The sequence below is a fragment of the Pseudomonas sp. GW822-FHT04H02 genome (genome assembly GCF_058800645.1).
In genome coordinates this window covers 1-21,802 of record NZ_JBXAMM010000004.1, presented here as the reverse complement: position 1 = coordinate 21,802, position 21,802 = coordinate 1, and the positions used below count along the sequence as shown (strand labels likewise).

18 protein-coding genes and 1 pseudogene are annotated in these 21,802 nt (G+C 66.0%); 10 read left to right on the top strand and 9 right to left on the bottom strand.

What is annotated here, in order from left to right:
• Positions 1-112 precede the first annotated feature (112 nt).
• From nosR to AC1RMG_RS17580, 3 genes are all read left to right on the top strand, one after another.
• A complete protein-coding gene (gene nosR / locus AC1RMG_RS17590; protein WP_041118501.1) occupies positions 113-1,444 on the top strand; it encodes a response regulator c-di-GMP phosphodiesterase, NosR family in 1,332 nt (443 codons plus the stop codon).
• A 129-nt stretch (positions 1,445-1,573) separates the two neighbouring features.
• On the top strand, positions 1,574-2,209 hold the full coding sequence (locus tag AC1RMG_RS17585; RefSeq protein ID WP_072450188.1) for a LysE family translocator: 636 nt from the start codon (positions 1,574-1,576) through the stop codon (positions 2,207-2,209).
• Positions 2,210-2,380: 171 nt separating this feature from the next.
• On the top strand, positions 2,381-3,037 hold the full coding sequence (locus AC1RMG_RS17580; protein ID WP_047336983.1) for a ribonuclease T2 family protein: 657 nt from the start codon (positions 2,381-2,383) through the stop codon (positions 3,035-3,037).
• A gap of 114 nt (positions 3,038-3,151) precedes the next feature.
• Here AC1RMG_RS17580 and dapA read toward each other — a convergent pair whose 3' ends face one another.
• Positions 3,152-4,000 carry a 4-hydroxy-tetrahydrodipicolinate synthase gene (gene dapA, locus AC1RMG_RS17575; RefSeq protein ID WP_011061603.1) on the bottom strand — a complete coding sequence of 283 codons (849 nt, stop codon included), beginning with the start codon at positions 3,998-4,000 and terminating at the stop codon, positions 3,152-3,154.
• 343 nt (positions 4,001-4,343) lie between these two features.
• Complete coding sequence (locus tag AC1RMG_RS17570) at positions 4,344-4,883, bottom strand: GNAT family N-acetyltransferase (protein ID WP_103290934.1); 540 nt, start codon at positions 4,881-4,883, stop codon at positions 4,344-4,346.
• A gap of 309 nt (positions 4,884-5,192) precedes the next feature.
• Between AC1RMG_RS17570 and AC1RMG_RS17565 the strand changes: the two are divergent.
• From AC1RMG_RS17565 to AC1RMG_RS17555, 3 genes and pseudogenes are all read left to right on the top strand, one after another.
• Positions 5,193-5,555: pseudogene (locus tag AC1RMG_RS17565) on the top strand (PAS domain-containing protein); the annotation flags it as partial.
• Between the two features lie 168 nt (positions 5,556-5,723).
• Positions 5,724-6,797, top strand: a complete 1,074-nt coding sequence (locus AC1RMG_RS17560; RefSeq protein WP_493170251.1) for a methyl-accepting chemotaxis protein — start codon at positions 5,724-5,726, stop codon at positions 6,795-6,797.
• A 143-nt stretch (positions 6,798-6,940) separates the two neighbouring features.
• A complete protein-coding gene (locus tag AC1RMG_RS17555; protein WP_011061600.1) occupies positions 6,941-7,525 on the top strand; it encodes a LysE family translocator in 585 nt (194 codons plus the stop codon).
• Between the two features lie 13 nt (positions 7,526-7,538).
• Here AC1RMG_RS17555 and AC1RMG_RS17550 read toward each other — a convergent pair whose 3' ends face one another.
• The 5 genes from AC1RMG_RS17550 to AC1RMG_RS17530 all read right to left on the bottom strand — a co-directional run bounded on the left by AC1RMG_RS17550 (position 7,539) and on the right by AC1RMG_RS17530 (position 13,119).
• A complete protein-coding gene (locus tag AC1RMG_RS17550) occupies positions 7,539-8,417 on the bottom strand; it encodes an AraC family transcriptional regulator (protein ID WP_493169745.1) in 879 nt (292 codons plus the stop codon).
• Between the two features lie 25 nt (positions 8,418-8,442).
• Entirely contained in the window at positions 8,443-8,946 is a 504-nt protein-coding gene (locus tag AC1RMG_RS17545) for a VOC family protein (RefSeq protein WP_103407975.1), read from the bottom strand.
• An 85-nt stretch (positions 8,947-9,031) separates the two neighbouring features.
• The gene (locus AC1RMG_RS17540) at positions 9,032-11,506 is read right to left on the bottom strand and encodes a TonB-dependent siderophore receptor (RefSeq protein ID WP_493169742.1); all 2,475 of its coding nucleotides are present in this window, start codon (positions 11,504-11,506) and stop codon (positions 9,032-9,034) included.
• 98 nt (positions 11,507-11,604) lie between these two features.
• On the bottom strand, positions 11,605-12,582 hold the full coding sequence (locus AC1RMG_RS17535) for a FecR domain-containing protein (protein WP_077934219.1): 978 nt from the start codon (positions 12,580-12,582) through the stop codon (positions 11,605-11,607).
• Between the two features lie 3 nt (positions 12,583-12,585).
• Positions 12,586-13,119, bottom strand: coding sequence for a sigma-70 family RNA polymerase sigma factor (locus tag AC1RMG_RS17530; protein ID WP_011061595.1), 534 nt, complete (start codon positions 13,117-13,119; stop codon positions 12,586-12,588).
• 324 nt (positions 13,120-13,443) lie between these two features.
• On the opposite strand from AC1RMG_RS17530, the gene AC1RMG_RS17525 reads away from it, so the two are divergent.
• Positions 13,444-15,531, top strand: a complete 2,088-nt coding sequence (locus AC1RMG_RS17525) for an EAL domain-containing protein (RefSeq protein WP_262211998.1) — start codon at positions 13,444-13,446, stop codon at positions 15,529-15,531.
• Between the two features lie 9 nt (positions 15,532-15,540).
• Here the strand turns inward: AC1RMG_RS17525 and AC1RMG_RS17520 are convergent, their stop codons facing one another.
• Positions 15,541-17,985 (bottom strand): hypothetical protein, encoded by a 2,445-nt coding sequence (locus AC1RMG_RS17520; protein WP_262211997.1) that lies wholly within the window; start codon positions 17,983-17,985, stop codon positions 15,541-15,543.
• Between the two features lie 331 nt (positions 17,986-18,316).
• Between AC1RMG_RS17520 and AC1RMG_RS17515 the strand changes: the two genes are divergently transcribed.
• The 3 genes from AC1RMG_RS17515 (at position 18,317) to AC1RMG_RS17505 (ending at position 20,800) form a co-directional block, all read left to right on the top strand.
• Positions 18,317-18,574 carry a hypothetical protein gene (locus AC1RMG_RS17515; RefSeq protein ID WP_011061592.1) on the top strand — a complete coding sequence of 86 codons (258 nt, stop codon included), beginning with the start codon at positions 18,317-18,319 and terminating at the stop codon, positions 18,572-18,574.
• A complete protein-coding gene (locus tag AC1RMG_RS17510) occupies positions 18,561-19,733 on the top strand; it encodes an NnrS family protein (RefSeq protein ID WP_161466303.1) in 1,173 nt (390 codons plus the stop codon). Before AC1RMG_RS17515 ends, AC1RMG_RS17510 begins: the two co-directional genes overlap by 14 nt.
• A gap of 98 nt (positions 19,734-19,831) precedes the next feature.
• Positions 19,832-20,800: a GGDEF domain-containing protein gene (locus AC1RMG_RS17505; RefSeq protein ID WP_493169735.1), complete on the top strand. Its 969-nt coding sequence runs from the start codon at positions 19,832-19,834 to the stop codon at positions 20,798-20,800.
• Positions 20,801-20,863: 63 nt separating this feature from the next.
• On the opposite strand, the gene AC1RMG_RS17500 is transcribed toward AC1RMG_RS17505, so the two are convergent.
• Complete coding sequence (locus AC1RMG_RS17500; RefSeq protein ID WP_493169731.1) at positions 20,864-21,739, bottom strand: hypothetical protein; 876 nt, start codon at positions 21,737-21,739, stop codon at positions 20,864-20,866.
• Between the last annotated feature and the right edge of the window lie 63 nt (positions 21,740-21,802).

Below are 21,802 nucleotides of genomic sequence, written 5' to 3'. Positions count from 1 at the left end.
GGCAATGGCGTGAAAATAAAAAACTCATCTAGGATTGTCTGGGAAAAACCGCCGCTGCCGAGCCGTCCGTGAGCACGGAGCGGGGCAGCCTATGCCGCACAGGGAGAGCCCCATGGAAGATCCGCAGCCGGTTGAGCCAGGTAGGCGTCCACGTGTGTTGCTGGTGGACGACGAGGAGTCGATTCTCAACAGTCTCAAGCGCCTGCTGCGTCCCGAGCCCTATGAAGTGCTGCTGGCCAACAGCGGCGCCAGAGCGCTGGAGATCCTCGCCGAAGGCCCCGTCGACCTGGTGATGAGCGACGCGCGCATGCCCGGCATGGACGGCGCGGCCCTGCTGGCCCGGGTGCGGGAGAAGTACCCGGCGGTGCGGCGAATCCTGCTCACCGGTTATGCCGATCTGAACACCATCATCAAGGCCGTCAACGACGGGCAGATCCACCAGTACCTGAGCAAGCCCTGGAATGACGAAGAGCTGCTGCTGATCCTGCGCCAGACCCTGGAGCACCAGCTCGCCGAGCGTGAGCTCAAGCGTTTGCAGCAGTTGGTCCTGGAGCAGAACCAGCAACTCAAGGCCAGCAACGCCAGCCTGGAACGGCATGTGGCTTCGCGGACCGCGGAGCTGCAGCAGACTGCCGACATGCTCGACCTGGCCTACGAAGAACTCAAGCACAGCTATGTGACCGCCACCGAGGTGTTTTCGCTGCTGGCCAACCTGCGGCTGCCCGCGGACAAGCAAACCAACCGCAAGATCATCGAACTGGTGCGTGCCTGCTGCAAAAGGCACGGCCTGGACGAGGCCAGCAGCCGCGACCTGACCATGGCGGCGGCCCTGTACAATATCGGCAAGTTGAGCTGGAGCGATGCCATGCTGCTGGCGCCGGCGGACTTGTTGCGCCATACCGATCAGGCGCGCTACCGCGCCTATCCCGAGCAGAGCGAATCGGTGCTGATGGCACTGGAACCGATGCAGGATGCCGCGCGGCTGATCCTTCATCACCAGGAGCGCTGGGACGGCAGCGGCTTTCCCCAGCGCCTCAAGGGCGAGGCGATTCCCTGGGGCTCCCGGCTGTTGAAGCTGGCGGTGGATTTCATCGAATTGCAGTGCGGGCTGATTCTGGAGCGGCACATGAACAGCGATGAAGCCCTGCTGTTCATTCGCAAGTACGCGGGCCGCCTGTACGACCCGAATCTGGTGGAAGACTTTGTCCAGGTCTGTGCCGCCTACCAGAGCGATGTCACCGTCGATGATCCGACGGTCAAGGTCCTGGGAACCCGGGAGCTGCAGGCCGGGATGGTCCTGCGGCGCAACCTGAATGCCGACAACGGCATGTTGCTGCTCAATGCCGGCAAGGTGCTCAGCGAACCGCTGGTGCAGAAACTGATCGCCTTCGAAGCCATGGAAGGGGCCCGCTACAGCATCTTCGTCAGCGTTCCCGACGCCTGAGTGGCGTGTGCGGTCCGTCGTGCTTGCCCGGTGCCGCAGTGATCCGTCATATTTTGCCCCCCGCGTAGTGGGCGCCCTGAGGTGCTCCGGGCGATTTCGGATCGCGGCGGATGACCTTGGAGCGAACCCATGGATATACCAACCCTGCTGCTGTACATCGTCACCGTCAGCGCGGTGATGATTACCCCCGGCCCCTCGATGTTGCTGGCCTTGAACAATGGCGCGGTGCATGGCATGCGGGTGGCTGGCTGGGGCATCGCCGGCGCGGCGTTGTCCGACCTGCTGCTGATCGGCGCGGTGGGCTGCGGCCTGGGGGCGTTGCTGCAGGCCTCGCAAGAGCTGTTCGTGGTGGTCAAGAGCTGCGGCGCGGCCTATCTGCTGTATCTGGCCTGGGGCTTGTGGCGAGCGCCGACCCGTGCCCTGGCCTGTACGGTGGGCGGGGCCTCGGCCAGCGGCTGGTCGGCGTTTCGCCGGGCGTTGCTGGTGGGGCTGTCAAACCCCAAGGGCCTGCTGTTTTTCTCCGCCTTCGTGCCGCAGTTCGTGCGCCCGGAGCAGCCGGTGGCCGAGCAGTACCTGGTCCTGGCCGTGGTCAGCGCCCTGGTGGACTGCCTGATGATGAGCCTCTATGCCGTGGGTGGCCGGCGGGCCATGGCGCGCTTTTCCGCCCGGGTCATGGGCTGGATCAACCGCAGTTGTGCCGGCCTGCTGGCGGTGCTGGCGCTGGGTGTCGGCCTGTATCGGCGCAGTGAGGGCGCTGCCGCCTAGGGCATTGGCGGGTATTCTCCGGGCCGCTGCCTGACCGGCTTCTGCGGGACACCGGGCAATTGCTGTCATGTTCCGGCAACGCCGGCCTGCCAGAAAGATCAGGTTGTTTTCAATCCGTTCCACCCCGATGGCGGGGCCAGGACGATGCGCTTTCCCAAGGAGAAGGTCACGATGAGAAAGTTTTTTACCCTGATGGCAGCCCTGGTGCTGACCCTGGGGATGGTGGGCATCAGCGACGCACGTCAGCCCAAGCAGCAGCGCGATTCGGTGGCGGGCACCTTCGACTACTACCTGCTGACCCTGTCCTGGTCGCCGACCTTCTGCCTCATGCACCCGGAAAACGAGCAGTGCACCGGCAAGGGCTACGGTTTTGTCCTGCACGGCCTGTGGCCGCAATACGCCAAGGGTGGCTGGCCTGAGTCTTGCCCACCCCTGACCCAGCTCAATGCCCAGGAACGGGCCAAGGGCCTGACCCTGTTTCCCACCGCCAAGCTGATGAACCATGAGTGGAGCAAGCACGGCACCTGCAGCGGCCTGGGGGCCATGGGGTACCTGGATGCCGCGGACAAGGCCCTGGCCAGGGTACAGGTTCCCGAGGCGCTGCAGCCTTCGACCACGGTGCGCTATTTCGAGGCCAGCCAGATTGCCCAGCAGTTTCGCCAGAGCAACCCGGGGATCGCCGAGAACGGCATCGCCATTCTGTGCAGCGGCCCCGAGCTGTCCGAGGTTCGTGTTTGCCTGACCAAGGACCTGGAGTTCGGCGCCTGCGGCAAAGGCGTGAAGAACCAGTGCCGCGCCGGGCAGATCCGCATTCCGCCCATCCGCTGAAGGCACCTGCAAGAACCCCACCGATGTCGCATCGCTGTAGGAGCTGGCTTGCCCGCGAAAGCCTACCTGGGGCGGGTGCGAGCCGTGGCGGCCTCTTCGCCGGCAAGCCCGCTCCTACAGGGTGCGGAGCAGGGTTTGCAGGGCGGCGCTGCAATCGTGCATCGGTGCTCGCAACTGCGTTCCGATCAACCCCTGGTGGGCCAGCAGTGCCTTGACCGGCGCCGGGTTGGGTTCGGCGAACAGCGCCTTGATCAGCGGCACTAGTTGCATGAAGGTGCTCCGGGCCGCGTCCAGTTGCTGTGCCCGGACCTGTTGCAGCAAGGCGACGAACCGTTGCGGGTGGATATGCGCCGAGGCCGCAATGGCCCCATGGGCGCCCAGGCACAAGGCGTTGAACAATTGCAGGTCCTCGCCGCACAGCACTTCGATCTGCCCGCAGGCCAGTAGCGCCAGGGTCTTTTCCAGGTTGCCGCCACAGTCCTTGACCGCCGCGATCCGTGGATGGGCCACGATGTTCAGCAAAGTAGCGGTGTCCAGGCTCACCCCGGTGCGGTAGGGAATGTCGTAGACAATCAGCGGCACGCTGGAGGCGTCGGCCACGGTGGCGAAGAAGCTCTCCAGGGCTGCTTGCGACGGCCGGATGTAGTAGGGCGCGGGCACCAGCAAAGCGGCCACCGCACGCTCGAGGATCTGTTCCTGCAGGCTCAGCAGCGACTTCAGGTTATTGCCCGCCAGCCCCATGATCACCTTCCCGGCGGGGGCTCGCTCCAGCACCGCATCGAGCACCGCCAACTGCTCGTCCTTGTCCAGGGCCGCGGCCTCGCCGGTAGTGCCGCAAACCACCAGCCCGGCTACGCCGCTTTCCAGCAGGTGAGTGGTCAAGCGCCCCAGGGCGGCGAAATCGACGGCACCGTCGATGAAAGGGGTGACGATAGGGACCCAGATACCTTGAAACGATGACATGCGTGTTCTCCTGATGGTTGACCGTCGGGTCGTCGTCAGAAGAGTAGAAGGGCGGTAAGCAGGGGGAGGGTGTCCGTAGCGCTTGAGGTCCTGTCAGCTCATCTGACGGGACACAGCGCCCCGGTCACATGAGCGACTGTTTCTTCGATTTAGAGCTGCAGGCCACGCGCGCCTCGACCTTGGCCGACAGGCCAATGGTGCGAAGGATGAAGGGCGTGGCTGGGGACATGGTCGCTGCAGGCTCAAGAATCAGGCGCCCAGTTTTAAAAGCCGGCGATCGCTTTGTCAATCCTCGAATCCGTTGAATCCGCCGTGCAGGCTGCCAGGGTGCCTGCCCTGAGGCTTAGCCCGGGCCTGGGTTGTCCGGCGCGCTGATGCGGTACAGCAGGCTCGGCGCCTGGCCGGGAAAATCATCCAGTTCGCCTTCCAGGCTCAGCCCCAGGCGCTCCAGGGCGCGCCGCGAGGGCAGGTTGTCGGGGCGCACCAGGCCAGTGACCCGCGGTGCATGCAGTTCGCTGAAGGCCAGGTGCAGGGCGGCCCGGGCCATTTCCGCGGCATAGCCCTGGCCCCAGGCCTCGGGGCGCAAGCGAAAGTACAGGTTCAGCCCCGGCTCGTGGCCGAAGAAGCCCTGCATGATCCCGCCGAAGCCGATCAGTCGTTGCGGGTCGCTGCGCAGGGCGATGGCCCAGTAGCCGAAACCGTGCTGCTGCCAGTGTTCGATCCAGCCGTGCAGCTTGTCGGCGCAGGCGGCAGCGTTGATCGGGCCGTTGGGGTTGAAGCGGTTGGTCTGCGGGTCGCCATGGATGGCACAGGCCTGGGGCAGGTCGTCCAGGGTCGGGGCGCGCAGTAGCAGGCGGGCAGTTTCTTGGCAGGAGGCAGGCATTGGCGCGGCTCTATGGCTTAGGGGCCTGGAGAAGGTAGGTGATGGGCCATCGGTTCTCAACCAGGGGCGGCCGGGGCATTGCTTGCCAGGCTAAGTATTGATCCAGGTCAAGAGAGTTGAATCTAGTTCCGTTGCCAGGGAAGTTATTTCCCTGGAGGCAATAGCGCGATTAAAAGTGCTATCTAAACTCGATTCGGTCGGGCGCTGGGCAGTTGTTGTAGTGGATTGCTCATCAGGCTCGGGAAAGTTCTGCAGGTACGCAGAAGAAGTCTTCGGGTAATCGCAGGATGCGCCAGTTGCTGTTTGATCATGACGAGCAATTACCAGACTTCCTGCGAGGTTTTTCAAATGAAAAACAATCTCCCGGTGACTCAGCGTGAGCGGGTGTTTCCTGCCGAACAACGGCTTATTTCCGCCACCGATACCCATGGCAAGATCACTTACTGCAATGACGAGTTCGTTGCGGTCAGCGGTTTCAGCCGCGAACAGCTGATTGGCAGCCCGCACAACATCGTGCGCCATCCGGACATGCCCGAAGCGGTGTTCGGCCATATGTGGTCCTACCTCAAGGACGGCAAGAGCTGGATGGGCATCGTCAAGAACCGTTGCCAGAACGGTGATCATTACTGGGTCAACGCCTATGTCACACCGATATTCAGCCAGGGCGTGATTGCCGGCTACGAATCGGTGCGGGTCAAGCCCGAGCGCCAGCAGGTGGAGCGCGCCGCCGCCCTGTACTCGCACCTGCGCAGCACCCGCCTGGCCACGCCCTGGCGCCATCGGCTGCTGGGCGCCGGGGTGTTTGTGCTGCCGCCGCTGCTGGCGGTACTGGCCAGCGCCATGGCCGGCTGGCTGGCCGGGCCCTGGGCCGGGCTGGGAGCGGCGCTGCTCGGGCTCTTTGCCGTGCAGGCCCACGGCGCCTACCGCACCGGGCAGTTGCTGGGGCGCATCAGCGCGGTGTCCCTGGGCAGTTTCGACAGCGAGCTGATTGCCCGCACCTATACCGATGAGCGAGGCCCGGTGGCACGCCTGCAGATGATCCTGATCAGCGAGGCGGCGAAGATCCGTACCGCCCTCAGCCGCCTGGGGGACTACGCCAACCAGGCGGCGTCACTGGCTTCCACCAGCCAGAACCTGTCGCGCCAGGCCGAGTCGGCCCTGGGCAAGCAGCGCGACGAAGCCGACATGGCGGCCACGGCGATGAACCAGATGGCTTCGTCGATCGCCGAGGTTTCGGTGCACATCCATGACACTGCCGCCGCGGCCGACCAGGTCAACGAGCTGACCCAGGTGGGCTCCCTGGAGGCGCGCCGTTCCCGGGTGGTGATCGAGAAACTGGCAGATACGGTGGATGCGGTCAGCCAGTCGGTGGAAGGCCTGGCGCAGGAAACCCAGTCGATCCAGGTGGCGGCGAACATGATCCATTCGATCGCCGAGCAGACCAACCTGCTGGCCTTGAACGCAGCCATCGAGGCGGCGAGGGCCGGCGAGCAGGGCCGGGGGTTCGCCGTGGTCGCCGATGAGGTGCGGGCCCTGGCGTCGAAGACCCGGGAATCGACCCAGAGCATCCAGCGCATCATCCAGAGCCTGCAGCAGGTGGCGGGCCAGGCCGTGGAAGTGGCGCGCCAGGGCAGCGTGGAGGCGCGCTCCGGGGTGGCCCAGGTAGTCAGCACCCAGCAGGCGCTGGACGGCATCAACTCGGCGGTGGAGCGCATTCACCAGATGAGCCAGCAGATGGCCGCGGCGTCGGAGCAGCAGGCCCATGTGGCCGAGGAAATCTCCGAGCAGATCAGCAATATCGCCCGGGTCTCGGACCAGAATGCCGATATTGCCGTGCACTCCTGCAGCATTGGTGGCGACCTTGAGTCCACCGCCCATGAACTCAATGCACTGGTGACCCGATTCAATAGTTGATTGCCGGGCGCGATCCACAAGTTCATCGCGGCCTGCCCGGTGTCACGACAGCCCGCCACCGGCAGGGTAGTTTTGTTCAATACCGCCTCACCCCGGCCTCGTAGTCTGTGCGGCTCCAACCCACAGAGACAAAGAGGCAAGTGATGAGCGTAGTGTTTTCCATGGCGGCCTTTGCCTTGGCGGCCTCCATTACCCCGGGGCCGGTGAACATCGTCGCCCTGGGCAGCGGTGCGCGGTTCGGCTTCCGGGCCAGCCTGCGCCATGTGGCCGGGGCCACCCTGGGGTTTGTCCTGTTGCTGGTGCTGGTCGGCCTGGGGCTGCACGAACTGCTGCGCCAGTGGCCGGCCCTGACCCAGGGCATCCGCCTGTCCGGCGTGGCCTTCCTGCTGTACATGGCCTGGAAGCTGGCCCGGGACGATGGCCGGCTGGATACCGAGGGCCAGCCTCGGGCGCCGTCGGCCTGGTATGGCGCCCTGATGCAGTGGCTCAACCCCAAGGCCTGGCTGGCTTGCGTGGCCGGCATGGGGGCCTTCGCCGCCGATGGCGAGGCGCGGCTGGTGTGGCTGTTCGCGGCGGTGTACCTGGTCATCTGCTACCTGTCGGTGGCCTGTTGGGCCTATGCCGGCAGTTTTTTGCGCCATTACCTGGGCAACCCGGCGGGCATGCGCCTGTTCAACCGGGCCATGGCCGCCTTGCTGGCAGTCAGCGCGGCCTGCCTGCTGCTTTGAATGCAGCTGGGCGTCAGTGGGCCTGGGGTTCGCCGCGCCTGGCCCGTCGCGGCCCCTGGTACTGGCCCGGGGTGGCCCCCAGATGCTGCTTGAACGCGCGCTGCAAGTGCGCCTGATCGGCGAAGCCCGCGGCCTGCGCCACCTCGGCGATCGGCACGCCCTGGCGCAGGCGGGCCTGGGCGAACTGCACCCGCCGGTTGACCAGGTAGGCATGGGGCGCCATGCCGTACTGCTGCTTGAAGGCGCGGATCAGGTAGGAGGCCGAAAGCTGCGCAGCCTGGCAGATCTGTTCCAGGTCCAGGGGCTCGGTACAGTGCTGGCGGATGAACTGCGCGGCCCGCTTAAGCTTGTGGTTGTTCTCCCGGGGCGGAGCCTTGGCCGGGTTCAGGCGCTGTTGCAGCTCGCTGAAGAACGCCACCACGCAGCTGTGCTTGTGCAGCGTCTCGGCCTGTGGGTCCACGAGGGCGTGGTACAGCTGCTCGAGGTCGGCGAAGAGTTGCGGGTCGTCGCTGCTGGTTTCCTCGAAGGGCTGGAACTGCAACTCGGGGCTCACGCCCAGTTCATGTTGCAGGCGGGTCAGCCAGGGCGTGTCGACGTACAGCATGCGGTACGACCAGGGCTGGTCGTCGATGGGGTTGCAGGCGTGGACCACCCCGGGGTTCATCAGCACCACGGTGCCGGTGCCCACCTGCCTTTGCGTCTGCTCGCTGACGTAGGTACTGACCCCTGCGGTGATGCAGCCGATGGAGAACTGCTCATGGGCATGAGCGCAATAGCAGACCTTGCGCCCGTCGGCGATGGAGCGGGCCTCGATGAAGGGCAGGGCCGCATCGCGCCAGAAGAGGGGGGCGTCTGCAGAGGGCGGGGCGGTTTTCGTCAAGGCCATATCCATCGCTCAAGGACCGGCCACGAGTGTATTAGCTTCGCGCGTCGAAGGCGCGTTGCAGTGCCGCGATATCGAGTTTTTTCATCCCCAGCAGGGCCTGCATCACCCGCTCGGAACGGGCCGGGTCGGGGTCGCACATCATCTGCGCGAGCGTCTGCGGCACGATCTGCCAGGACAGCCCGAAGCGGTCCTTGAGCCAGCCGCATTGCTGGGCCTGTTTCGGGCCGCCAAACCCCAGGGCATTCCAGTAGTGGTCGAGTTCGGCCTGGGTGCGGCAGTGCACTTGCAGCGACACCGCTTCGTTGAAGGTAAACGCCGGGCCGCCGTTGAGGGCACTGAAGCCCTGGCCGTCAAGCTCGAACGCCACGTTCATCACCGAGCCTTCGGCGCGGCCATGGAACTCGAAGCCGGCCTTGCCGTAGTGGCTGACGTGGGTGATGCGCGAGTGCTCGAAGATCGAGCAGTAGAACTGTGCGGCCTCGTGGGCCTGATGGTCGAACCACAGGCACGGGGTGATGGTCTGGATGCGTTGCATGGGGGCGCTCCTCTGCGGGTTGAGCACGCTCGCACAAGCGTAGTCAACCCGCAGCCGGAGCGGGCTACCGTGGATCGGCGCGGGGCTAGAAGTCCCAGCGGGTGGCCAGTTGCAGGCTGCGCGGCTCGCCGTAGAAGCCGGTGCTGAAGTTGCCGATACCGGTGTAGTACTTCTTGTCGAAGAGGTTCTTCACGTTCAGGGTCGAGCTCAGGTGCTGGCTGAACTGGTAGCGGGCCATGGCATCCACCAGGAAGTAGCCGTCCTGGGTGATGCGCGAGTCATGCCCGCCATTGACCGTATCGCTCGGGTCGGGCTGGAGCACCTTGCCGAAGAACTGGCTCTGCCAGTTGACCCCGCCGCCCACCGTCAGGCGGTCCCAGGCGCCGGGCAGGCGGTAGGTGCTGAACAGCCGCGCCACCTGCTGCGGTTCGGTGCTCTGCAGCACCGAGCCGTAGACGTAGTCGTGATTGGCGTCGCGGGTGTGGTTGTAGCTGTAGCCGGCCGACAGGTTCCAGCCTTCGCTAAGCTCGCCAGCCACCTCCACCTCGAAACCCTTGGTGGTCGCGCCTTTGGTCGGGCGGTAGATGGCGTCGATGCCCCAGCCGTCCACCAGTTGCGCGACGTTGTCCTGCTCGGTGTGGAACACCGCGAAGCTGGCGTTGACCCGGCCATCCAGGTACTCGGCCTTGATCCCGGCTTCGTAGCTGTCGCCCTGCACCGGGTCGAGGATCTTGCCGTCGACGTCCTTGCTCATCTGCGGCTGGTAGATGCTGGTGTAGCTGGTGTACAGCGAGTAGCTGTCGTTGAGGTCGTAGACCAGCCCGGCATAGGGGGTGACCACGCCGGTCTGCTGGTAGCGCTGGCGTGCGTCGGGGCTGTTGGGGTCGAGGTAGCGGGTGTTGTCGATGCCCTTGAAGTCGCTGACCCGGGTGCCGAGGATCACCGCCAGGTCGTCGGTGGGCTTGAGGCGGGTGGCCAGGTAGGCGCCGGTCTGGCGCTGGAGGATATCGTTGTCGCCGATCTTCGGGATGTCCGGCTTGGCGAACTCGCCGCGCCAGTCGTAGATGCTGCCGCCCACTGGCGGGTACACCGAACCGTGGACCGGGATGTCCTGTCTGGCGTTCATCAGCATGAAGCCGGCGATCAGCTCGTGCTCGCGGCCGAACAGGCTGAAGGGGCCGTGCAGGTTGATGTCGAGGTTGTCCTGGCGCTGGTCGCCCTTGAACTTGCCCATGTACATGAACATGCCGTCGCCGCTGGCCTGGTCCGGGTTGTCGCCGCTGGCCGAGCCCAGCAGGGTGTCGTGCTGGCGGCGCAGGTGGTCGTAGCTGACCTTCAGGGTCCAGTCATTGGCCAGTTGCTGTTCCAGGGAGGTGAACAGGGTCTGGTTCTTGAAGTCGCGGCGGCTCCAGTCGGTGGCCGGGTTGAACGAGCGGGAGAAGTGGGTCCGCGAGCCGTTGCTGAAGTACATCGGGAAGCCGGTCCAGGTGGCACCCCGGGAGCGGGTGTTCTGCTGGTCCAGGCCGAGGGTCAGCAGCGTGTCGGGGGTCAGGTCGGCCTCCAGCACGCCGTAGGCGATGTCCTTGGTGTTCTGGTAGTGGTCGAGGTAGGAGCTGCGGTCCTGGTAGACCCCGACAAAGCGCCCGCGCAGGTTGCCGGTTTCGGTCAGCGGGCCGGAAATGTCCCCTTCGCTGCGGTAGTTGTCCCAGGAACCGACGGTGCCGGTGACCGAGGCCTTGAACTCTTTGGTCGGCCGCTTGCGGATCAGGTTGACGGTGGCCGACGGGTCACCGGAGCCGGTCATCAGGCCGGTGGCGCCCTTGATGATTTCCACCCGGTCGAAGGTCGCCATGTCGGTGCTGGTGGTGCCGTAGTCGTAGACCCCGTCGTAGGTGGCGTTGACCCCGTCGTACTGGAAATTGGTGATGGGCAAGCCGCGGCTGGAGAACTCCCAGCGCTCGCTGTCGTAGTTCTGCACGCTGACCCCGGGGGCCCGGCGCAGGGTGTCGGCGATGCTGGTGGCGCCCTGGTCGTCCATCTGTTGGCGGGTGATCACCGTCACCGTTTGCGGGGTTTCGCGCAGCGACAGGTTGAGGCCGGTGGCCGAGGCGCTGGCCCCGGTGGTGTAGCTCTGGCTGCCTTCGGTGACGCTGCCCAGGCCCTGGGCGGAAATCTGCGTGGTGCCCAGTTGCAGCGGGCCGCTGGTGGCGGGAAGTGCCTTGAGCACATAGCCGCCGCTGACCGCCTGGGCTTGCAGCCCGGAGTTCGCCAGCAGCAGTTGCAGAGCCTCTGCGATGCTGTAGCGGCCGTTCAGGCCGGGGCTCTGCTTGCCGACGGCCAGGTCGTTGTGCCCGGCAATGAACACCGAGCTCTGCTCGGCGAAGCGGTTGAGCACCGTGACCAGCGGCCCGGGGCCGATGCTGTAGCTGCGCCGTTCAGCCTGGGGCTGGTTCTGGCCCGCATCGGCAGCGGCGTGGGCCCAGGGCGCGGCGCCGCACAGCAGTGCGGTGCACAGGGGCAGGGTATGAAAGGGCAGGCGCGAACGACGGGGTGATGGCATGGGGTTCCCTTGTGGGTCGGCAATGTGAGGACTGTTACCGGGTTAACCGAAGGGCGTCGGAAAAAGGGAACCTGCCAGGTGAAAAAAGTTTTCCGGCTTCAGGTACGTGGCTCCAGGGTCACCCACCAGGACGCCAGGCGCTTGACCCGCACCGGCAACGCCGCTTCCAGCAGGGCCAGGGCCTGGTCGGAGTCGTGCAAGGGGAAAGAGCCCATCACCGGCAGTTGGGCGATGGCCGGGTCGCAACCCAGGTGGCCGTTGCGATAGCGCCCCAGTTCCTCCAGCAGTTGCTCCAGGGGCAGGTTGTCGGCCAGCAGCAGGCCGTGGCTCCAGGCTTCGCGGGCGGCACTGGCGGCCTGCAGCGGCCCCAGGGTGCGGCCATCGAAGCGCAGCTGCTGGCCGGCATTCACCACCTGCACCTGCAAGCCACTGGCGCTGCGTACCTCCACCGCGCCGGCGTAGACGTTGAGCAGGCTGTCGCTGGCGCCGCAGCGCACGCTGAAGCGCGTGCCCAGGGCGCGCAGGCGGCCGTGTTCGGTCTGCACCAGGAATGGCCGGCGCGGGTCCTTGGCGGTGTCGATGAGGATCTCCCCCAGGTGCAACGCCAGCAGCCGCTGCTCGGTGCTGTAGCGCACATCCACCGCGCTCAGGGCATTGAGCCACAGGCGCGTACCGTCGCTGAGCAGCGTGTCGCGGACTTCCCCGGTGCCGGTGGCGTAGTCGGCACGCCAGCGGCTCAGGGCCTGGGGCAACGGGCTATTGCGCCAGGTGCCCCAGCCCAGGCCAGCCAGCAGCAGTGCACCGAGCACCTGGCGCCGTGCCAGGGCCGGACGTCGGGCGGCGCTCAGGGCGCGGCTGGCGGATGGGCGGGTGTTGGCCTCCTGCAATGGCAGCAGGCGCTGGCTGACCCGCTCGACATAGCTCCAGGCCTGGCGGTGTTCCGCGCTCTGCTCGAACCAGTCCTGCCACTGGCGGCGCTGTTCGTCGCTGCTGCCCTGGTCCTGCAGTTGCACGTACCAGTGCGCGGCCTGTTGCAGGCAGGCGTGGCTGAGCCGGCCGCCGGGTCGAGGGTCCATGGTTCAGTCCACCAGCAGGCCGTCGAGTTCGGCCTCCAGCAGCGCGCAATGCAGCAGGGCCTGGGCCAGGTACTTCTTCACCATGCGCTCCGATACCCCCAGCTCATCGGCGATGGCCTGGTAGGGCCGGCCGTGCAGTTGAGCGAGGATGAAGGCCGAGCGCACCTTGGCCGGCAGGCGGCTGAGCATGGCGTCCACTTCGTACAGGGTCTCGACAATGATTGCCTGCTGCTCCGCCGAGGGTTGCACCGCCTGCGGGCGTGCAGCCAGCGCCTGCAGCCAGGCCTGCTCCAGTTGCCGGCGCCGCCAGTGGTCGATGCACAGGCCCCGGGCCACGGTGGCCAGGTAGGAACGCTGGTGGACCTCGTCACGCAGCACCGGCGGGCGCTTGAGCACCCGGACAAAGATGTCGTGGGCCAGGTCGGCAGCGTCCCAGGCGTGATTCAGGCGCCGACGCAACAACTCGTAGAGCCAGCGGTGATGGGCGTCGTAAAGGCTGTGGACCGAGTCCGGGCTGGCGAGAGGCGTGGAGGGCAAGGAGGCGTGTCCGCTGGCGTTCTGGTTGTAAATGGGAATTGATCGCGATTAAAGCAAAAGCCATCGGCCCCTGCAAACGATATCGCCGCGCCCTGGCGCAATCGACCGTGCTTGAGCGGGTGGCCGCGCGGGCAGTCAAGCCTGGCGCGAACAGGACGATATAAGACTGGGATCGGGGCCATTCAGTGCTTGCTGAATGGGGTTTCTTCAGTGGTATCTTCGCCGGTATTCGCTTGTCATGGCCTGGCGCTGCATTGCGTATCCATGGGGCGGGCGGCAACGTCCGGGGGGTATCGGACGCGCAGCGGCAAAGGGGCGGGGCTTATGCGAAACGTGGGGTTCAAGCTGTTTTTCACCCATCGTCTGGCACTCCTGGCGGGTGCCGAGTCATTACGCTCGATCCGCGAAGGCCTGTTGTGGCTGCTGCCATGCCTTCTGGTCTCGGCGCTGCTGCTGATCCTCGGCCAGTGCGCCCAGGCGTTGGGTGCGCCGCCAGCATTGGTGGAGCTGCTGACCGGCCTGCACAACCGCATCAGTTCGATCATTCCCCTGCTGGTGGCGGCGTCCATCGGCTACATGCTGGCGATCAAATACCGCCTGCCCCAACTGCCGGTGGCCTTCCTCTGCCTGTCCCATGTGGTGATCGCCATCTACCTGCTGCGCGACTACCCGCGGGCGGCGGCGACCTTCGTGCTGTTCATCGCCATTGCCTCGCCCCTGGTCAATGTGCCGCTGATGGCCCGGCTGCACCGCCAGCGCTGGACCCGGCTGGTGGACGAAGGGCTGGTGGGGCACAACCTCAAGGGCACCATCAACATGGTGCTGCCGGGGATGGTGACCTCTTTGGTGCTGGTCTGCGTGTTGCAACTGCTGCTGCAGTTCCATGATTTTGCCTACGTCGAGCGGCCGATCGATATCGACAACCTGGACAACCCCTACCTCAACGCGATCTTCCTGACCTCGACCAATTCGTTGCTGTGGTTCTTCGGCATTCATGGCGCCCATGCCATGCAGCCGCTGATGGATGTGATGGACCAGGCCGTGACGCTCAACGCCGCGGATCAGGCCGCTGGCCGGCCATTGCGCTATGCCTTGAACAGCGGCTTGCTGGGCTGTTTTGCGTTCATTGGCGGCTCTGGCGGTTCCCTGGCACTGGTGCTGGCGATCCTCGGTTTCTCGCGCAACCGCTCCATGCGTCTGCTGGCCTTGGCGAGCCTGGCGCTGTCGCTGTTCAACGTCAACGAACTGCTGCTGTTCGGTGTGCCGATCATCCTCAACCCGCGCCTGCTGGTACCGTTCATGCTGGTGCCGATGGTCAATGCCTGCCTGGCGCTGCTGGTGGTGCAACTGGGGTGGGTGAGCCCGGCGCTGGTGAGCCTGCCCTTTACCTCGCCGGTGCTGCTCAATGCCTACCTCAGCACCCAGGGCGACTGGGGCGCGGTGCTGCTGCAAGGGCTGCTGCTGGGGGTCGGCATCCTGATCTACATGCCCTATGTGCGCAGTATCCAGCGCCAGGGCGAGCAAAGTGCCCAGGTCTACCTGAAAACCTTCGACACCACCTTCCATGGCCTGGAGGAGCGGGGCCGGCTGTTCGAGCTGGACCCGATGGTGGCGTCCTACCAGCAGGCCGCCCAGCAGTCATTGCAGCTAGCCCGTATCCAGCAGTTGAGCGACTACGACTTCCACCTGGAGTATCAGCCCCAGGTGATCAAGGACAGCGGCTTGTGCAGCGGTTGCGAAGCGCTGATCCGCGCCCGTGACCGCGAGGGCAAGGTGCAGTCGCCCTGGGAACTGCTGCAGTGGCTGGGCCAGGCCAAGCTGATGCCCGAGGTGGATTTCTGGGTGGCGTCCCAGGCGGTGCGCCAGCACCTGGCGTGGCGCAAGGTCGGTTTCGAGCTGCCCATCACCATCAACATCTCCAGCGCCACCCTGGCCTCCCGGGAACATGGCCAGCGCCTGCTGGAGATTCTGGCCCGGGCCCAGGGCCAGGTGTCGGTGGAGATTACCGAGGATGCCCTGGTGGGCGATGCGCTGCTGACCCAGCAATGGATCGGCAAGCTCCATGCGCTGGGCGCCCGGGTCTATATCGATGACTTCGGCACCGGCTTTTCCGCCCTGAGCTACCTGCACCAGTTCCCGGTGGACGGGATCAAGATCGACCGCAGCTTTGTCCTCGCCCAGCGTGAACCCAAGGGCGCCCAGGTGTTGAACGGCCTGCTGCGTTTTTGCGAAACCCTCAAGCTCAAAGTGGTGGTGGAAGGGGTGGAAACCCGCGAGCAGCTGGATTTCCTGCAATCGAGTGCCGAGCTGACCATCCAGGGCTGGTACTACAGCAAATCCCTGCCCGGGGAGCAGATCCCCGGTTTTGTCAGCCAGCGCGCGCGGGACGCCCAGGCACTGAAGGCCGATTGACCCCGGGGCTCAAGCCCCGGCGCGGAAGGCCGGGTGCGCCGGGCGGCGCAGCGCCTGCCACGCCCGGGCCTGGGGCCAGTCGGTGGCGCTCAGCCACAGCCCCTGGTGTTCACGCAAGGGTTCGGCGGGCAGGCGCAACAGGTCCTCCAGTGCCCACTCCAGGCTGTGGCCCGGATCGGGATCGTCCGCCGCCTGCCAATCCCGTTCGAACAGCTGCAGCGCCAGGCCCCGGGCATCGAAGTGCTGGAACAGCGGGCGGTGGCGCAGCCAGTCGGGGGCGATGCGCAGGCTGCGTTCCTGCACATCGAGCAGCAGCAACTGCCAGGCGCGGTAGCCCTGCTGCGGGTCGCCGGCGCCGAGCCGGAGCCGGGTCAAGGCCAGGTAGCGGGCGTCGGTGGACCAGATCAGCGACGGGGCCAGATCGCCTACTGCACAGCCGGAGGCGGTGAGCAGGTGGCCGCCGAGCCGCGGGCTGGTTTCCCGCAGCCAGCTGTCGGCGTACTCGGTTTCGCTGCCAAACAGCCACGCGGCGTCGCGGCCATCGGGGGCAGGCTGGATAAAGTCACCCTCGGCGACCGCGGCCTGAGGCCGATCCACCAGGCGCCAGGGCGCCACGGGCTGCAATTGGTCATCGATCACTAGCCAGTCCTGGCGCTCATAGCAGGGCTGCGAGGCCGGGCCTTCGGTGCAGAACGCCGCGGCGTGTTCAGGTGCGGGCGCCGGCCGGTTGAAGCGTTGCAGCGGGCTGCTGGCGTGGTCCGGGTCGAGGCGCCCGACCAGCACGGCCAGGCTCAGGCGGCCCTGGCGAAAGTCCAGCAGGCGCGCCGCCAGCAGTGCCGGGCTGTAAATCAGGCGCTGCTGTTGCAGGTCCGCCACCACCACCTGGGGGGCCAGCTCCAGGGTCTCGCTCCAGGGCAGCAGGGCCAGGTAGCGCTGGCAATCGGAAACCCGATGGTCCAGCAACCAGCACCCGGGCAGTTGCCAGGTGCCGATCTGGCATCGGTAGGCACCCAGGCCCCGGGGGTTGTCCGTCAGCCAGCTGAACAGCGCGCGCTGCTCGCCCAGCAGGGGCTGGGACTGGATCCGGCTTTCGCCCCGGGCCCCGCTGCCGTCCAGGGGCTGCAGCAACTGGGTGCGGGTCAGCGGCAGCGGCGCCACTTGCAGGCAGCCTTGCCGGTCGTGGCCGACGCCGGTTTCGCTGTCGCTGTGGGTACTGTGCAAGCGATAGCCGTAGCGCCCGTGGTCCGCCTCGGCCAGGTCCAGGTATGCGCTGTAGCCCAGCCAGTGGCGATCCAGGCTGAGCAGCGGGCCAGGGTAGAAGGATGGTTCTGCATGGCTGGCGACCCAGGGCGCGGGCAATGCCCGCCAGCCCTTGTCGGCCTGCCACAGCCAGCAGCACGCGGCCTCAGGCTGCGCCTGCTCGTGGGCGATGCAGGCCAGGGCCTGGCCGTCGTCGCGCCAGATGCGGGGTGCGTCCGCCCGCAGCAGCAAGCCGCTGGGCTGGCCGTCGAGGCTTATGCGATAGGGCGGCGTACGCAGGGGTTCCAGGGGTTGCTCCAGGGCCCTGAGGCTGGCCGGCAGCGCCAGGCTGGTGTGCAGCCGGTGGCTGCCGTGGGGTGCGCTTTCTTCGAAATCCTGGCGAGCCAGGGCCTCCAGCCACTGGCCCGGCTCCAGCCAGAGATCGGCTACCGCCACCAGATCGACGCATTCGGCCTCCTGCAGCAGGCTGTTCAGGCTGGCCTGGTGCTGGCCGTTGTCTACCAGCGGGCTGTGGCGGCCGCTGAGGGTGTCGGCGCTGAAGGCATCCAGCTCCCAGAACTGCTCCCGGTTGCAGCGGTACAGGCGGCGCTGTTCACGGTCGAGGATGGCCAGCCCCCAGTGTTGCCTGGAAGGCAGCGGCGCGGCGAAGTAGCGCCCGTCACTGGAAAACCGCGCCGAGGACCCCAGCCCTTGCAGCAGCACCCCATCGGGGAACAGGTAGTCGCAATAGGTGGGCCCGCCCATGGCGATCTCGCCGTGGTTGAACACCCGGATCGGCTGGCCCTCCGGGGTCTGTTGCGGTTCGTTGCCGCCCCAGGCGCTGATTGGTGTGAGGCTCGGCTGCACCAGCCCCAGGCGGCGTTCCAGGTGGCTGACCGCTGCCAGCCCGGCAAAGATGCTGGTGAAGGCGGCGGCGATATCCCAGTAGGCCGGCAGGGCCCGGCCCAGGCTGAAGCCCAGGCCGAACGCGGCGCTGATCATCAGCCGCGCCAGGCCGCGGGCGGTTTTAGGCCAGCCCAGGCGCGCCGCCAGGGTCATCGCCGCTGCGCAGCCGAGCAACACCCCCAGGGCCGCCGGGGGCGGCAGCAGGGTGACGAAGAAGATCGGGATGAGCAGGGCGGCCAACTGCCAGAGCAACTCCAGCAACAGGCGTGACAGGCTCTTTTCGGATGCGGGGGAGGAAGCTTCGGGCATCGGCGACATCCTTGTATGGGAGCGAGCTCGCGATGGGCGTCAACGATAACGCGGGTCTACAGGAAGTGCGCGGCGTTTTCCGATGCATCGCGAGCAAGCTCGCTCCTGCAGAGGGGGGATTGGCTCAAGAGGGGCAATCTGCCCTTGCCGGCGAAAAAGGGCAGCGGGGAAAAATGCAGTCATATTGACTGCGCTGGCGGTCTTTATGACTTCTTCTTTATCTGGTCATAAAGACTCTTGAGGTGGCAGGGGCCCGGTTTTACGGGCTCTGCGCGCTGGCATGAAACGTGAAGGGCCAGTCATGCCATTGTGTGTTCGAGGAGTTGTCGACATGAGCCGTTACTTCGATTCGCCGCTGCATGTACTGCACCTGTCCAATGCGCTGCTGTGGTCGGGCAGCCTGTTGCTGGGCCTGGGGGTGTACGCCGCCTATGTCCATTCCGGCCATTTGCCTATCGCCACCCTGGTGCTGATGCACAGCCTGGTGATGATCGGGCCGACCCTGTTGAAGATCGGTTATGTCATGCGGCTGCTGGCCCAGCGGCGCATGGCCCAGTGCCAGGGGAGGGCTGCCTGTGTCTTTGCCTGAAGCCTGGCACCGCTGGACCGGCCAGCCCCTCTGGAGCCTGGGGTTCCGCCCGTTCTTCCTCGCCGGCGCCGGCTTCGCCTGCCTTGCCCTGGTGGGGTGGGGCCTGTGGCTGCATGGTGCGCTGGCGGGCCTGCAACCGGTGGCCGGGATGCTGGCCTGGCACCGTCACGAAATGCTCTTCGGCTTTGCCGTGGCGATCGTTGCCGGCTTCCTGCTGACGGCGGTGGCCAACTGGACCGGCCGCCCGGGCCTGAGCCGTACGCCGTTGCTGTTGCTGTGGCTGCTGTGGCTGGCGGGGCGCCTGGCCTGGTGGCTGCCGCTGCCGGGCCCGCTGTTCGTTGTGGTGCAACTGGCGTTCATGCCGTTGCTGGCGGCGGTGATCGGGCGCGAGCTGTGGTGCGCCGGCAAGCGCGAGAACTACCCCATGGTCCTGGTACTGGGGCTGCTGGCGCTGTTTCAGGGGCTGACCCTGTGGGGCCTGTTGGAACACCAGGACAGCTGGCAGCGGCGCGGCGAACTGGGTGCCTTGTGGCTGGTGGCGACCCTGATGACGGTGATCGGCGGCCGGGTGATTCCCTTCTTCATCCAGCGCGGGCTGCAACTGCCCCCCCAGGCGCCGACATCGCCCTGGCCGACCCGGGTGCTGCTGGTGGGCAGCCTGCTGGCCGCTTTGTCCATGGCCCTGGGCGGCGGTGACGCTCCCCGCGGGTGGCTGGCGCCGCTGTTCGCCCTGCTGGCGGGGCTGCAAGGCTGGCGCTTGTGGCGCTGGCACCGGCCGGGGGTGTGGCGGGTGCCGCTGCTCTGGTCGCTGTACCTGGCCTACGGGTGGCTGGCCCTGGCAACCCTGGGCATGGCCCTCTGGCACCTGGGCTGGTCGATACCCCAGAGCCTGGTGACCCATGCCCTGGCGGTGGGCGGCCTGGGCGGGCTGGTGCTGGGCATGGTGGCGCGGGTCAGCCTCGGCCACAGTGGTCGGCCCCTGCAGGCTTCGCGGGCCATGGCCGGTGGCTTTGCGCTGCTGTTCCTGGCGGCCCTGTGCCGGGTCCTGCTGGTGCCGTTCAGCAGCCTGGGGCTGGGCCTTTCAGCGCTGCTGGCAGGCCTGGCGTTTGCCGTGTTCGTGGCTGGCTACGGGAGGATTCTGTTGACCCCCCGGTTGTGAGGGCCACCTGCTCACTGGCTCCTGCCGCGCCGCTTTAGATGATAAGCCGTCGTTATTCTGGACTACGCTTGGAATCTTAGCCGCGAATGGAGTCAGCGATGTTGTATCCCAGCAAACCCAACAATGAGGCCTTGAGAATCCAGACCCTGCGGGAGCTGAATGTGCTCGATACCTCACCGGAGGAGCGTTTCGACCGCCTGACCCGGCTGGCCAAGCGTCTGTTCAACGTGCCCATTGCCCTGGTCAGCCTGGTGGATGCCGACCGCCAATGGTTCAAGTCCTGCGTGGGGCTCGACGTCAGCGAAACCTCGCGGGACATTTCCTTCTGTGGCCACGCGATCCTCGGCGACCAGATCCTCACCGTGCCCGACGCCGGCCTGGACGAACGCTTCCACGACAACCCGCTGGTGGTGGGCGCGCCGGGCATCCGCTTCTATGCCGGTTGCCCGCTGACGGTGACCAATGGCAGCAAGCTCGGCACTCTGTGCCTGATCGACATCAAGCCCCGCGACCTGGACGACGAGGATCGGGCACTGCTACGGGACCTGGCGCGCATGGCCGAGCAGGAACTGACGGCGGTGCAGATGGCCAGCATGGACGAGCTGACCCTGCTGTCCAATCGCCGCGGCTTCGAGGCCCTGGCCCGGCATGCCCTGGGAGTGTGCAAGCGCCTGGAAAAACCGGCAACCCTGCTGTTCTTCGACCTCAACGACTTCAAGCAGATCAATGACACCTACGGCCATGCCGAAGGCGACGGCGCCCTGAAGACCTTCGCCGACGTGCTGCGCATCGCCTTTCGCGAGAGCGACGTGATCGGCCGCCTGGGGGGCGATGAATTCGTGGCCCTGCTGACCGCTGCCGACCATGTCGAGACTTCGGCGATCATGGCGCGCCTGCGGGAGATTCTCGACGAGCGCAATGCCACCTTGAAGCGGGGTTATGACATCCGCTTCAGCGTCGGCCAGATCGAATACGACGCCGGACGCCATTCCGACATCGAGGCGTTGCTGGCGGACGCCGACAAGGCCATGTACCTGCACAAGCAGGCGAGCAAGCGGGCTCGCTGAGGGTTGCTGCCGCCAAGCCCTGCCCGGTGACGCGGGGCAGGGAAGGGCGTCAGTGGCAGGGCGCTATTGGCCGCGCTCCATCAGCGGTGGGCTATAGCTTTCCTCGATGTCGACCCCGGCCGCCCTGGCCCGGCTTTCAACTTCTGAGCGACGTTGCAGCCGTTCTTTCAAATGCGCAGGGAACAGGGTTCTCCATTGGGCTCTTTGTGCCTCTGCAAAGTCGCGGGTCCAGAACGTGTCCAGGGACATCAGGTTCAGGCTTATCAGGTAGACAGCGCTTTGCAGGGGGGCGCTTTTCGAGTCGTAGCGCAGGGCTCGGACATGCGCAATGTAGTTGCCGTGATAGAGATACCAGTCATAGAACATGTTGTTGCCCAGCCACTGCTCAAGGCTCATCTCATGGTTGGCATCGAACAGCGGGTGGCTGAGTGGCTGGGTACCCAGGAGGCTTTCCTTCCAGTCCAGCTTGTGCAACTCGCCAGCGGCTATTCGGGGGTCGGAAGGGAAGTAGTATTTTTGCCATCCAGCGTTCTTCAACGTCCTGAGAAGGTTATAGACAAGCGCCCTGTTGGCCTTGTGAGTGCTGTTGTCCGGCAGCCCGCGAAGGTCGATGTTCAATTCCTGGATGGTGTTTGAGGTCTTGCCATCAACGGCAATCAGCAGCCCGGCCACCTGATCCAGTTCAAGCGTGCCCTCGGGCTGGGCCAGGCTCAGGTCAAGGAGTGCTCCCTGACGATCCGCCTCATACCAACATAGGTTGACCGCATCCAGGCAGTCGGCGGTAAAGCTCACCGGGCTCTTTTCCAGGAACTCGGCAACCGGTGTGCCCAAGGGGATGTGCAGGCGTGCGACGCTGCTCCGGGTTTTATTCGAGGCGGTATCTTGGGTGTTGTCGCAGCCGGCTAGAAACAGCACGAGCAACAGATAGCACAGCTTCATGTTTGGCCTTTCCAATGAGCAGGAAGGGGCAGGGTGGGGGGGGGGGGGGGGGGGGGGGGGGGG